The sequence below is a fragment of the Pusillimonas caeni genome (genome assembly GCF_003545815.1).
GTDB lineage: Bacteria > Pseudomonadota > Gammaproteobacteria > Burkholderiales > Burkholderiaceae_B > Pusillimonas > Pusillimonas caeni.
In genome coordinates this window covers 254686-266756 of record NZ_PDUW01000006.1, presented here as the reverse complement: position 1 = coordinate 266756, position 12071 = coordinate 254686, and the positions used below count along the sequence as shown (strand labels likewise).

Annotated in this window: 13 protein-coding genes; 9 read left to right on the top strand and 4 right to left on the bottom strand. The window is 62.5% G+C overall.

The window, feature by feature from the left end; translation table 11 throughout:
• Positions 1-21: 21 nt before the first annotated feature.
• From dacB to CSC67_RS14910, 6 genes are all read left to right on the top strand, one after another.
• Positions 22-1434 carry a D-alanyl-D-alanine carboxypeptidase/D-alanyl-D-alanine endopeptidase gene (gene dacB, locus CSC67_RS14935; RefSeq protein WP_118995236.1) on the top strand — a complete coding sequence of 471 codons (1413 nt, stop codon included), beginning with the start codon at positions 22-24 and terminating at the stop codon, positions 1432-1434.
• A 25-nt stretch (positions 1435-1459) separates the two neighbouring features.
• On the top strand, positions 1460-2098 hold the full coding sequence (gene upp, locus CSC67_RS14930) for a uracil phosphoribosyltransferase (protein ID WP_118995235.1): 639 nt from the start codon (positions 1460-1462) through the stop codon (positions 2096-2098).
• A gap of 139 nt (positions 2099-2237) precedes the next feature.
• Positions 2238-2936 carry a hypothetical protein gene (locus tag CSC67_RS14925; RefSeq protein WP_118995234.1) on the top strand — a complete coding sequence of 233 codons (699 nt, stop codon included), beginning with the start codon at positions 2238-2240 and terminating at the stop codon, positions 2934-2936.
• A 218-nt stretch (positions 2937-3154) separates the two neighbouring features.
• Positions 3155-3472, top strand: a complete 318-nt coding sequence (locus CSC67_RS14920; RefSeq protein ID WP_118995233.1) for an ElaB/YgaM/YqjD family protein — start codon at positions 3155-3157, stop codon at positions 3470-3472.
• A 75-nt stretch (positions 3473-3547) separates the two neighbouring features.
• Positions 3548-3958, top strand: a complete 411-nt coding sequence (locus CSC67_RS14915) for a phage holin family protein (RefSeq protein WP_118995232.1) — start codon at positions 3548-3550, stop codon at positions 3956-3958.
• Positions 3951-4313, top strand: a complete 363-nt coding sequence (locus CSC67_RS14910) for a hypothetical protein (RefSeq protein WP_118995231.1) — start codon at positions 3951-3953, stop codon at positions 4311-4313. The genes CSC67_RS14915 and CSC67_RS14910 overlap by 8 nt, the downstream gene beginning before the upstream one ends.
• Before the next feature lie 17 nt (positions 4314-4330).
• On the opposite strand, the gene CSC67_RS14905 is transcribed toward CSC67_RS14910, so the two are convergent.
• From CSC67_RS14905 to CSC67_RS14890, 4 genes are read right to left on the bottom strand one after another with little or no spacing between them, the layout of a single operon-like run.
• A complete protein-coding gene (locus tag CSC67_RS14905; RefSeq protein ID WP_118995230.1) occupies positions 4331-4780 on the bottom strand; it encodes an aconitase X swivel domain-containing protein in 450 nt (149 codons plus the stop codon).
• Entirely contained in the window at positions 4773-6032 is a 1260-nt protein-coding gene (locus CSC67_RS14900) for an aconitase X catalytic domain-containing protein (protein ID WP_167752908.1), read from the bottom strand. The genes CSC67_RS14905 and CSC67_RS14900 overlap by 8 nt, the downstream gene beginning before the upstream one ends.
• The gene (locus tag CSC67_RS14895) at positions 6025-6990 is read right to left on the bottom strand and encodes a carbon-nitrogen hydrolase family protein (protein WP_167752907.1); all 966 of its coding nucleotides are present in this window, start codon (positions 6988-6990) and stop codon (positions 6025-6027) included. The genes CSC67_RS14900 and CSC67_RS14895 overlap by 8 nt, the downstream gene beginning before the upstream one ends.
• 41 nt (positions 6991-7031) lie before the next feature.
• Positions 7032-8327 carry an MFS transporter gene (locus tag CSC67_RS14890; RefSeq protein ID WP_167752906.1) on the bottom strand — a complete coding sequence of 432 codons (1296 nt, stop codon included), beginning with the start codon at positions 8325-8327 and terminating at the stop codon, positions 7032-7034.
• Between the two features lie 217 nt (positions 8328-8544).
• Here CSC67_RS14890 and CSC67_RS14885 point away from each other — a divergent pair, with 217 nt between their 5' ends.
• The 3 genes from CSC67_RS14885 to CSC67_RS14875 all read left to right on the top strand — a co-directional run bounded on the left by CSC67_RS14885 (position 8545) and on the right by CSC67_RS14875 (position 12070).
• Positions 8545-9027 (top strand): MarR family winged helix-turn-helix transcriptional regulator, encoded by a 483-nt coding sequence (locus tag CSC67_RS14885; protein WP_167752905.1) that lies wholly within the window; start codon positions 8545-8547, stop codon positions 9025-9027.
• A 144-nt stretch (positions 9028-9171) separates the two neighbouring features.
• Entirely contained in the window at positions 9172-10626 is a 1455-nt protein-coding gene (locus CSC67_RS14880) for a sulfatase-like hydrolase/transferase (protein WP_118995225.1), read from the top strand.
• A 13-nt stretch (positions 10627-10639) separates the two neighbouring features.
• Entirely contained in the window at positions 10640-12070 is a 1431-nt protein-coding gene (locus tag CSC67_RS14875) for an FAD-binding oxidoreductase (RefSeq protein ID WP_118995224.1), read from the top strand.
• Position 12071 lies beyond the last annotated feature (1 nt).

The following is a 12071-nucleotide window of genomic DNA, read 5'->3' as shown; positions in this document are numbered from 1 at the left end:
CGGGCCGCCCGGCCGCTTGCCATGGTTGCGCGTTTTCTACTACTTATCTGTTTTGCCTTGCTTGGGTTCGCGGCCGGCGCCCAGGCGCTGCCGCCCGAGCTCGAGCAGGCATGGCGGGGCGCACGGCTGCAGCAGGGCGATGTCTCCCTGGTCGTGCAGGAGATCGGCGGGCCACGCCTGATCGAGCTCAATCCGGCGGTGCCGCGCAATCCCGCTTCCGTGATGAAGATGGTCACCACCTGGGCGGCGCTGTCCGGCCTGGGGCCCGAGTACACCTGGCGCACCGAGCTGCTGGCAGAGGGCGGCGCCCGCATCGACGCACAGGGCGGCTTGCGCGGGCCGCTGTACATCAGGGCGGCGGGCGATCCCCTGCTGACCCACGAAGAGCTTTGGCATCTGTTGCGCGAACTGCGCCTGCGGGGCGTCAAGAATCTCAGCGAGGTGGTGGTCGACCGCTCCGTCTTCGGCCAGGTGGCCATCGACCCCAACGAATTCGATGCCGCGGGCGACCGTCCCTACAACGCTAGTCCCGACGCCATGATGGTGGGGCTGGGCGCGGCGCGCCTGCTGTTCGTGCCCGACACCGTGGGCCGCAAGTGGATACCCGTGATCGACCCGCCCCTGCCGGGGGTGCGCGTGCAGGGCGAGGTGAAATACAGCGACGCCGTGTGTCCCGGCTCTCCGTCGGTGTCCGCCCAGGCGCGCCAGGTGGGGGCCGAAACCCTGGTCGAGGTGGCCGGCACGGCCGCCGGTTCCTGCGGCGAATTCAGCGTCTACCGGCTGGTGCAGTCGCAGCATGACTATTTTTCCAGCCTGTTCCGCCAGCTTTGGCGCGACCTGGGCGGCACGCTTGCCAAGGGGGTGCGCGAAGGCCGCGTCCCCGGCAATGCGCGCGTCCTGGCCTGGAGCGATTCCGAGACGCTGGCCGATACCATCCGCGAGATCAACAAGCAGAGCAACAACGTCATGGCGCGCACCCTGCTGCTGACCCTGGGGGCGGAAAAAACCGGCCGGCCGGCCACCCCGGCCGGCGGGGCCCGGGCGGTCATGGCCATTCTGGCCGAGCAGGGCGTGGACACACGGGGCTGGCAAATAGATAATGGGTCCGGCCTGTCGCGCAATGGGCGCCTGACGGCGGGCGGCTTGGCCAGCATGCTGGACGCCGCCTGGCGATCGCCCCTCATGCCCGAGTTCGTCTCTTCGCTGGCCATCTCGGGGGTCGATGGTACGATGCGCCGGCGCTTGCGCCAGGACGAGGTCCGGGGCATGGCGCATCTCAAGACAGGCACGCTACGCGATGCTCGCGCCCTGGCCGGCTATGTGCTCGGGGCCAGCGGCAAGCGCTATATTGTCGTCAGTCTCGCCAATGGCGAGCGTTCGACGGCCATCCGGCCCTTCGACGACGCGCTGATCGCCTGGCTGGCCGCTCGCTGACTTCTTCTCTGCAGATCACACCACCATGTCCATACACGAAATCCGTCATCCGCTGATACGCCATAAACTTGGGCTCATGCGTCGCGCCGACCTCAGCACCAAGAACTTCCGCGAGATGTCCCAAGAGGTCGCGGCCCTGCTCACCTACGAGGCCACCAAGGATCTGCCCCTGGAATCCTGCTCGGTGCAAGGCTGGTGCGGCCAGATCGAAGTGGAGAAGCTCGCCGGCAAGAAGGTTACCGTGGTTCCCATTCTGCGGGCCGGGATCGGCATGCTGGAAGGGGTGCTGACTTTGATTCCCGGCGCCAAGGTCAGCGCCGTGGGCATCGCACGCGATGAAGAAACCCTTCAGGCCCAGCCTTACCTCGAGCGGCTGGTCGGCGCGCTGGACCAGCGCCTGGCCCTGATCGTCGACCCCATGCTGGCCACGGGCGGCTCCATGGTCGCCACCATCGACATGCTCAAGAAAGCCGGTTGCCGCAATATCCGGGCGCTGGTGCTGGTTGCCGCTCCCGAAGGCATCAGCGCCGTGCAAGCCGCCCATCCCGATGTGCAGGTCTTCACCGCCTCCATCGACAGCCATCTGAACCGCAGCGGGTACATCATTCCGGGCCTGGGCGACGCCGGAGACCGCATATTCGGCACCAAGCAAAAAGACGATTGACGCCCGGCGCAGCGGTAAGATATTGATAACTTTTTTCACCCCGGGCGCACCGCACGCGCCGCGCAAAACGAGTAGGATGTAACTGTTGCGCTTCGAGCAGAGGTGATAAATGCAGATGGCCGCAAAAGCGGGATGTACATTGGCAGTTCTGTTGCTGGGCCTGCACGGGGGGGCCGGGGCGGCAGGCTTGTGCGACGCGCCGTTCATGCACGACCAGGGCAAGGTCAGGCTCGACGGTTCGGGCGCCCTGCGGCTGGGCGCCGACCTATCCATCTCCGAGGTAAAAAAGACCGGCCAGGGCGAATGCCAGGCTCGGGTGCAGGGCACCGCCACGTTCGGCCTGGCGGGTCTTCCGCCGGGTAAATCCGACCTCGATTACTGGATGACGCTGCGCGACGGACAGGCTAGCTTCGAGCGCCAGACCCAGCAGGGCGGACGCGAGCCGGTCCAGGGCAAATTCGATTTGCGCATGCTGGGCCTGTTTTCCTACGGCGAGCCCATCACGCGCGCCGGGCAAACCTTTCCGGCGCGCAAGTTCCAGATCAACGTCGACCACAAGGGCGTCGACGCCAAGCCGGTCGTCGTCCATACCGGCGCCAAGACCGTGGGCGAGAAAGCGTCCATCCAAACCGCCGCGGGCACGCAGTCGTGCTGGCCGATCAATTATTCGCGGGTCATAGAGTCGACCCAGGCCTCGTTCAGCGGGCTCGTGCTGCCCATCCCCGAAATCCGCTCCACCGTCACCGACTGGTTCTGTCCGGAGCTCAATATGGTCATGCGGCAGGAAAGCCAGCAGCAGGGGGTGTCCTCTACGGTCGAGGTGTCCGAACTGAAATAACCCGGTCAGCGGCCTCTTGAAGCCGGCGCGGCGAAGGCGGGCATGTTTTTTGCATATGACGTCCCCAAGGCGCGGCAGCCCCTTCGGGCGGCAAGCCCGAAGCATGGCGCGGCAGGCTTTCCTGGATGGCATGACATGAATCAATAAGTGTGTTGCAGCTTCCGCTAATATCGTTCTTGAAGGCCGCAGTATTTTCCATTCTTCACAAGGAGCCCACCATGGCACGAAGCAAAGACCTCCAGTCCAGAGAAGATCAATTCATCAACAGCGTCAAAGAAAGCCTCGACGATGCCGAAAAGCTTTTGCGCGAAGCGGCCGATACCACGGGCGACAAGGCCAACGAGCTGCGCGAGAAGGCCATGGAGTCGCTGCGCCGTACGCGGGTGGCCCTGTACGATGCGCAGGACGCGGTGCTGGCGAAAGGGCGGCAGGCGGCCCGCGCCACCGACGACTACGTCCACGACAATCCCTGGCAGGCGGTGGGCATCGCCGGCTTGACCGGCCTGCTGGTGGGCATGCTCATCAGCCGCAACTAGGCCCCTTCGTCAACATCCGGCGCCATCCCGGCCGCCCCTGCGACGGCTGGCATGGCGCCTCAACCAAGGGAATTTATGGCGCTACGACACTCCATCGGAGACCTTGCCAGCACCGTCCTGTCCATGGTTCGTACCCGCCTTGAGCTGTTTTCGCTCGAAGCGGTGAGCGAAAAAACGCGCCTCATCCGGATACTTTGCATGGCGTTCGGCGCCTTGCTGCTCCTGTCGCTGGCGCTGTTGGTGTTCTCCATCGCAGTGGCGCTGTACTTCTGGCCGACCGAAGAGCGCTACCTGGCGATAGGTGTGCTGGCCCTTATCTACGCGTTGGCCGGTCTCGGCTTGTTCTGGGGCGTCTGGCATTGCCTCAGCAACGGTCCCATCCCTTTTTCCGCTACGCTGGACGAGCTCAAACGCGATATTTCGCTGGCCGAGCGCCTGCGCGAGCCGGATGAACACAGTGATTCCAGAGGGGAAAGGCATGGCTAAAAAAGCATCCGCCGCTCGAATGCGCGAAGTGAAGATCGAGCTGCTGCGCGCGCGGGCAGCCATCGAACGCCAGACGCTGCACAACAGCCTGCACCACCTGGGGCAAGACCTTCAGCCCAGGGCTCTGCTGCGCAGCCTGTTGCCGGCGGCGGTCAGCCGCAAGCGTCCCACCGACTGGCTGTTCCAGGGGGTGGGGCTCATGAGGCGCTATCCCGTCATCGTATCGACGGCCTCGGCGCTGCTTTCCGGCGTACGCAAGCGGCATCGCCTGTTGCGGCTGGGGGCGGGCCTGCTTTTGAGCTGGCAGGTGGCCCGCAACATGGGCGGCCGGGACCAACGGGGTCCGGGGGGCTGATGCCGGAAGAGGTCCCGTTAAGTGTATACAATCAACTCGCCGCGAGCCGGATCGAGATGGGCGCGCTGGCCTGTTTCAAGCCAATCGGCGGAATCTTGTTCGAGACAATCCACAATAGGGATGCGGGCTAGCACGGCTCCCTGAACCACAACCGGATTTGCCCGGCGGCATATGAGTGCGAGCGGCGCCAGGCCGCGCTCGCAAAGGTTAGCCAGCGCCCAGGAAGTGGCAATGCCTCCCTTGGGCGTGGAAAAGACATAAATCTTGCCCTGGATCGACTGGCCATACAAGTCATGTCCCGGACGGGAGAAGATACCTTTATGAAGATCCATGTCGTAGCGGGCATTGAAGCCCTGACTGGAGACGATGAGTTCGCCCTCGACAGCCTCTCCATACCCACGTCCGAAGCGGAGCAAGCGGGTTGCGGCCGAGGGACCCATCCGGGACTGTGCATTGGCACTATGCATGGCGGTACTCTCCCGCTATGGCCGATTCGACGCTGGAACGGACATCGAGCAGCGTTGGCGTGTAGCCGGCCCCTCCCGCGATATTGGCCAGTTTGGCGGAAGGCGTCACCAGCGTCCGGAATCCGAACCGGTCTCGCACTTCGGCCGGGGACATCACATAGAAGCAGGTTCCCACCAATAACTCCGCGCCTGAGGAAAGCAAGGCCTGAGTCGAACCCAGGCGGTCGAGCTCTGCTTTGACTTGGTGATTGACCGTGATGATCAGCCGGGTACCGACGGCGACATGCCGTTCCTCGAGCATTTCCACGATTTGCGTTACTTCGAGCAGCGATAGCTGCGGCGCGCTGAACACGACCAGATCGATGCGCCGGCCCGGCGCCGGAAAGCGCTCGTAGACCGTTCTTATGTCATGCATGGACAATGTGCTTCGCGTGACACCCGCCATGTCGCCGTGGCACGCCGTATCGAGCGTGGGCGCTTCAGGAGTAGCGCCCACCACGTGAAACATCGCTATCGACCCGAAACTTGCCAGCGACGCCGCAAAGTGCTTTAACTCGTCCACCGTCGGAGAGCATGCGGGAGCGACCACCGCGGGCACTTTCCAGTAATCCGCGATCGTCTCGCCGATCAAGGCGCCGAGAGCCCCCCAGTCGCTGGCTCCCTGAAGTCGAGCGTCAATATCGAACACATGGGTCGCCTTGCGGTTCCGCTCCAGATGAAAGCCGTATTCCGCGGTGTATCCGGACAGCGCGGCGGCGATCGAGGCAGGGCCGCCTTCATAATTGCTGCGCGCGCCGACCACGCCATTGGCGAACGTGACGGCTCCGGTGTCTCCCCATGCGAGATGCTCGCGAAAACGAGGGGGACTGACCGTTTGATAATTGATGCATGTCGATGTGTCGATGAAACCCATGGAGCGCAAGGAGTCGTGCAGTTCCCGCTCCTGCTCGACGTGGTCCGAGGCCAGGCAGAATTCTCGCCAGCGACAAAAATCGACACTGCAGGCGGCGGTGGTGGCGGGGACGCGCACCCGGGCGCCGGAGCGCGACAGCTGCGTCATGCGTGACAAGCCGCTATCGCCCATGATGCCGATCTCGGCGCTGGCATGCACAGAAGCGACCGGCAGCAAGCGGGCCGAACCGAAGAACTTTCCGACGCTGATCTGCTGCTCGATCGCCCAGCGTGCGCTTTCGCCGAACGCGCCGGCCTGCATCGCCTTCTGCTCGTCGGTCAGGAATAGCGCTTTAGACATCGTCCACCTCTTCGGAAGACGTCTCTCCGGCGCTTGCCCATGAGAGCCCGACAATGTCCAGGCGCGCGGAATGCCCCGCCACGTCGTAGGCCGACTTGGCTGCGCGGATCTCATCGGGATCGATGGTGACCAGCACCAGGCCCTCTTCATGTTCATCGATCAGGCCGCCCACCGGAGCGCCATGCGGGTTGAAGGCACATGCAAAGCCTCCCCCTCGACGTAGAAATGCTCTGCGCTCGGCGGTGTCGCAAAGAGCCTCGATCATTGCGTCCGTCACCAGCGCGCACGGAGCCAGCACATAGCATCCGCCCTCGATCGCATACACCTGGCTGAGCGCATTGTTCACGACAGGACCGATACCCGGGCGTTTGGCCTGATGCGGCTGGAAACTGGGCCACGCGGCAATATGGATCTCCTCGCCTTGTGCATACAGCGCATATTTGAACAAAGGGTGACGATGTTCGCTGCAGCACAAGCCGCCGAGCCGCCCCAAGGGCGTGTCGACCACAGTCAGGTTGCCACCGCCGCCTTCGGAGAAAAGCTTTCGCTCGAGGAAACCGGGCTTGAGTTTTCGTCGCCGCCACAAAGTCTGGCCATCGCCGCCGATCAGCCACTGGCCGATGTAGAGCGTCTCGTCCGCGCGCTCGGCCACTCCCATAACCACGGCCATGCCGTATTTGCGTGCCGCTTCACGTAGCCGCAGTGCGTGGCGGCTCGAATAATCGAAGGCGGCATGCCTGTATCGGTCGGTAAAGTCATGCGATGCCGCCCATTCGTCCGAGCCCATCCACACCCACCACGGATAGCCTGGAAGCCAGAGCTCGGGAAAGGCGATCAAGCTTGCGCCCGCGGCGGAAGCCTCGCCGATCAAGTCGATGGCCTTGGTTACGGACGCGTCAAGATCAAGATATTGCGGTGCCGCCTGCACCACCGCGGCGACAAATTTAGACTCGATCATCTTCTCTTTTACTCCCTGCGCTATCCCCGCCCGCTGGGGATTCATATAAGACGGGCCGTCAGTTCGCGCACCCTGAGCGCGGATTTCCCTGGCGTGGCGAACAATAGCCCCGCGCCTCCGGCCGCGAGCAAGAGCACGCCGGTCAGTGCAAAACCGACTTCATACGCGTATGAAGGGCTGGTCTCGCGTGCAAGCCATTGGATCAGGCCGCCCATGACCATGGGCGCCAGTACGCCGGCGATTGAGGCGATTGCCGTTTCGATCGAGATCATTCCGGCTCTCTGCGCCGGGGGGCTTACTTCGGATACCATCGCAGGCCCGAGAGAGACCACTACGGTGATCGCGCCGAAAGATGCCGCAAGCGCTACTATCTTCATCCAGGCGGAGACCTCCATCAACCACGGTACGAATAGAAGGACGCCGCCCGCGATGAACGCCACGCTCGTGAATATGCCACGCGAAATCCGAGAGGAGTATCCACGCCGGGACAGGCGTTGGGCGAACCAGCACAGAACAAGGTTGACGGGCGTGTTCAGGATGACAAAAGCAGAGAAAAGCTGCCCGGCGGTTATGTTTTCAAACCCGAGGCCACGGTTCAGGTACGACGGCAGCCAGGTAATCACCAGGGCGAAACTCCAATAGAAGGCGAAGTGCATGACTATTGTGGAGACGACGGTGCGATTACAGAGAAGATACCGGTAGGGGACGCGTTCATTGCTCTGGACGGGTTTGCCGTTCTGGGCCGGTGCGCTCGGCCCGCCTTGCGCCGCCCCCTTGCCGTCCTTGCCCACCAGGAGCCAGATGACCGCCCACGCCACGCCCACGATGCCAAGCATCAAGAAGTTGGCGCGCCATCCATAGGCCACGGTAACAGGGGGAATCACGGCACCCGCCAACAGCAGCCCCGCCATGGCGCCCTGCGCCAGGACCCCGACCGGCAGCGCCCGCCGCTCGTCCGGAAACCAGTTGTAGATCGCATGAACGGCGATGGCCCAGGCCGGGCCTTCGCCCGCTCCCAGCAGAATCCTGCAGATCACCAGTACGCTGAGCGAAGATGAAAAATAGATGGGCAATTGCAGCACCGCCCAGGACAGCCCCATGAGCAGCAGCAGCTTTTTTGCCGACACATGATTTGCAACCAGGCCCACTACGATGCCCGATATGGCAAACAGCCAGAAGAAGCTGCCACCCAGAAAGCCGAACTGTGCGGGCGTAAGCTCGAGCTCGCTCATCAGCGGCGGGGCGACCATGCCGAGCACGGCTTTGTCCATGAAATTGATGAGCATGAATATCACCAGCAGCGCAACGATGGACCACGCCTGAACCACCTTATTCATTCTTTGTCTCCTTGAATACGAACATTGTCCAGCTTCCGCATCAGCCACTTTCCCATTTGCCCACGCTGGCAAATGGCAGCCATTTATTTTGTTGTCACGACATTGTTGTGTTAACAACATTGTGTTGTCAATATAAAATTGTCCTGATATGGTGTAAGTTCCCACAGCTTCCTGGTTGATAATGGAAAAAACGCGCCTGCGACGAGACACTGAACGAATGAAAAAACGCACGAACCAGACGACAAGCCCGGTGGATGTCACTCAAAACCTGACTTATTGGATCCTGTTGCTTTCAAACACGCTCACGCGTTCAGCCGCGCGTGACCTGTCGGAGGTAGCGGAGATCACCGTGCCCGAATGGCGCATCATCTCGGCGGTCGGGAGCCGTGGCGCGCTCTCCCTCAATGATTTGGCACGGGCGATCGCCGTCGATAAAGCCTGGGTCAGTCGAACTGTCGCTAATCTCGAGAAAAAAGGCTTCATTCAGCGCAAGCCGCTCCTTTCGGACGGAAGGCAATTTACGCTGGAGCTGACCGATAGCGGACGCCGGCTTCATCTGGAAATCTCCGCGTGGTCTCTCCAGCGGCAGGAGCGCTTGAAAGGCGCGTTCTCCGAGCAGGAGTACAAGCAATTCAAGGGCTTCATAGAACGATTGCAAACCGTGGCGGACACCATGCTCGAACGGCCCGCAAAAGAATAGGGATCGGCCGACACACGTAGGCGGGGCCCCGGACGCAGCTTTTGGGGCGCGACAAGAAACCAAGTGCGCCATAAATGCCATAATATTGTCAAAACAACATTGTTATGACAATATTATGGCAGGAACACTACACCGGAAGCACACATGTCTAAGCCGCCCCGAAACTTTCTCATTCTGCTGTCGGACGAACACGATCCACGATATACCGGCTGCTACGGCAACTCCTGGATCAAGACGCCCAATCTCGACAGGCTGGCGGCCAGGGGCACATGCTTCGAGCGCGCCTACACGTCGAGTCCGATTTGCGTTCCGGCGCGCAGCAGCTTGGCGACGGGGCGCCATGTTCACGACATCGGCTACTGGGACAACGCGATCGCCTATGAGGGGCGCAGCACGAGCTGGCACCATCGACTCTCCAATGCGGGCATACGGGTCGAGTCGATCGGCAAGCTCCATTTTCGGCGCGAGGAAGATCCCACCGGCTTTGCCGTCCAGCACGAAACCATGCACATTCAGGACGGCGTGGGACTGGTGTGGGGGGCTGTCCGCCATCCGCTGCCCGGGTCGCGTGGGCCGTCCCCCATATTCGAGGAATTGGGCATCGGGGAGTCCGCCTATAACCGCTACGACATGCGCATCGCCGAGCGAGCCTGCGAGTGGCTGGAGGCGCATCGCGGCGACGAAGCGCCTTGGGCGCTATTCGTCGGATTCGTAGCTCCTCACATGCCGCTCGTCGTGCCGGAGGAGTATTTTTCGCTTTACTCGAACGAAGCACAGAGGCCTTTCAAGCTGTTGCCGCGTGACGGAGCGTTGCGCCATCCCTGGGTTGAACGCATGGCCAGATTCTGGGATCACGACGCGGCGCTGGGCACCGACGATCGTCGGCGCACGGCCAGGCAGTCGTACCTCGGCCTGGTCACTTTTCTCGATGCGCAGCTCGGAAAAGTATTGGGCGCGTTCGACCGGCTGGGCTTGGCGGAAAACACCACTGTGCTGTATTCGTCCGATCATGGCGACAACCTCGGCGCACGCGGGCTGTGGAACAAATCGACGCTCTACCGCGAATCGACCGGTATTCCCATGATCATCGCAGGGCCGGGCATTCCGGCGGGTGCGAGGCGGCAGACCCATGTCGGCTTGATCGATGTCTATCCGACCGCGCTCGAAGCGACCGGGCTCGAGCCTCTGCCGGAAGAGCGGCTGTTGCCGGGCAAGTCGCTGATCGGGCTGGCTCAGGCGCCGGATGACCACCAGCGCATCGGGTTCAGCGAATACCATGCCGTAGGCGCGGATGGCGCCGCCTACATGCTTGCCTGTGGCCGTTACAAATATCACCACTACGTCAACTATCCCCCGGAATTGTTCGATCTCGTCGACGACCCGGAGGAAACGAGAAATCTCGCACAATCGGCACGGTACAAGGGCGTGCTCAAAGAATTCGAGGCGCGATTGCGGTCGCTTCTGGATCCGGAGCGCGTCGACGCACGGGCGAAGCGGGATCAACAAGACCTCGTCATCCGGTTCGGCGGCGCGCGGAATGCATGGCAGCGCGGCAATAAGGGCGCCACGCCCGCCCCGGACAGGTATCTTATGGCCTGAACAGGAGACCAGAATGAATTCACCCGCCAACTTCCCCCAGCTTCTGCCCGTGGTCAAGCCGCGCGACGTGCCTCCCGAATTCATCGACGCGTTGAAGAGCCGCTTCGGAGCCCAATGCTCAACCGGCGTCACGGTTTGCGAATTGCATGGGCGCGATGAGTCTTCCTTCACGACCGTCCCGCCGCCGGCGGGCGTCGTCTTCGCGGAAAGCGCACAGGACGTCAGCGATGCCGTCAAGCTGTGCGCTCGATACAAAGTGCCGGCCATTCCGTTCGGCGTGGGGTCTTCCGTTGAGGGCCACTTGCTCGCCGTGCAGAGTGGCATCAGCATCGACCTGTCCCGTATGAATAGAATCCTCGCAGTGAATGCCGAGGACCTGACAGTGACGGTGGAGCCGGGCGTGACGCGCGAACAGCTCAATAGCGAACTCAGAAGTACAGGGTTGTTCTTTCCGATCGATCCGGGCGCGGACGCATCCATCGGGGGCATGTGTGCGACCCGTGCCAGCGGCACCAATGCGGTACGCTACGGCACCATGCGCGAGAACGTGCTCATGCTGGAAGTGGTCACCGCAAGCGGAGAGGTCATCCGCACCGGCACCCGCGCAAAGAAGAGCAGTGCCGGCTACGACCTAGCTCGTCTTTTCATCGGCAGCGAAGGCACGCTGGGAGTCATCACGAAAATCACCCTGCGCATCTACCCCTTGCCCGAGGCCGTATCCGCAGCCGTTTGCTCCTTTCCCTCCATTGCCGCCGCGGTCACGACCGTGATTGAGACCGTCCAGCTCGGCGTGCCCATCGCGCGCGTGGAACTGATCGACGTCAATGCCATACGGGCGGTCAACAAGCACAGCAAACTCAGTCTGCGCGAAGAGCCCATGCTGCTCATGGAGTTTCACGGCTCGGCCACCAGCGTGAAGGAGCAAAGCGAGACAGTCCAGGAAATCGCCAGCGAGCACGGCGGCGCCGGCTTCGAATGGGCCGATACCCCCGAAGAGCGCAGCCGTTTATGGACGGCGCGCCACAACGCTTACTTCGCAGCACTGCAAACCCGTCCCGGCTGCCGGTGCCTCACTACCGATACCTGCGTGCCGATCTCTCGCCTTGCCGACGCCTTGCTCCGGAGCGTCGAGGATGCCGAGGCCAGCGGCATTCCCCATTTCCTCGTGGGCCATGTCGGTGACGGGAATTTTCACATGTGCTACCTGATCGACCCCGACGACGCCGAAGAGCGCGCGCGTGCCGAACAGCTCAATCACCGCCTGGTTCGGCACGTCATCGAACTGGGAGGCACCTGCACAGGGGAACACGGCATCGGCCTGCACAAAATGGGCTTCTTGGTGGAAGAGGCCGGCGCCGGCACGGTCGCCATGATGCGTACCATCAAGAAGGCGCTCGACCCCGACAACATCATGAATCCGGGGAAGATTTTCGCCATGGATTGAT

Bases quoted from the DNA above. Each gene is read 5' to 3' on its own strand.
- CSC67_RS14880 (WP_118995225.1), top strand. From the start codon at position 9,172: ATGTCTAAGCCGCCCCGAAACTTTCTCATTCTGCTGTCGGACGAACAC.
- CSC67_RS14900 (WP_167752908.1), bottom strand. From the start codon at position 6,032: ATGTCTAAAGCGCTATTCCTGACCGACGAGCAGAAGGCGATGCAGGCC.
- dacB (WP_118995236.1), top strand. From the start codon at position 22: ATGGTTGCGCGTTTTCTACTACTTATCTGTTTTGCCTTGCTTGGGTTC.
- CSC67_RS14905 (WP_118995230.1), bottom strand. From the start codon at position 4,780: ATGCATAGTGCCAATGCACAGTCCCGGATGGGTCCCTCGGCCGCAACC.
- CSC67_RS14910 (WP_118995231.1), top strand. From the start codon at position 3,951: ATGGCTAAAAAAGCATCCGCCGCTCGAATGCGCGAAGTGAAGATCGAG.
- CSC67_RS14895 (WP_167752907.1), bottom strand. From the start codon at position 6,990: ATGATCGAGTCTAAATTTGTCGCCGCGGTGGTGCAGGCGGCACCGCAA.
- CSC67_RS14920 (WP_118995233.1), top strand. From the start codon at position 3,155: ATGGCACGAAGCAAAGACCTCCAGTCCAGAGAAGATCAATTCATCAAC.
- CSC67_RS14890 (WP_167752906.1), bottom strand. From the start codon at position 8,327: ATGAATAAGGTGGTTCAGGCGTGGTCCATCGTTGCGCTGCTGGTGATA.
- CSC67_RS14885 (WP_167752905.1), top strand. From the start codon at position 8,545: ATGAAAAAACGCACGAACCAGACGACAAGCCCGGTGGATGTCACTCAA.
- CSC67_RS14915 (WP_118995232.1), top strand. From the start codon at position 3,548: ATGGCGCTACGACACTCCATCGGAGACCTTGCCAGCACCGTCCTGTCC.
- upp (WP_118995235.1), top strand. From the start codon at position 1,460: ATGTCCATACACGAAATCCGTCATCCGCTGATACGCCATAAACTTGGG.
- CSC67_RS14875 (WP_118995224.1), top strand. From the start codon at position 10,640: ATGAATTCACCCGCCAACTTCCCCCAGCTTCTGCCCGTGGTCAAGCCG.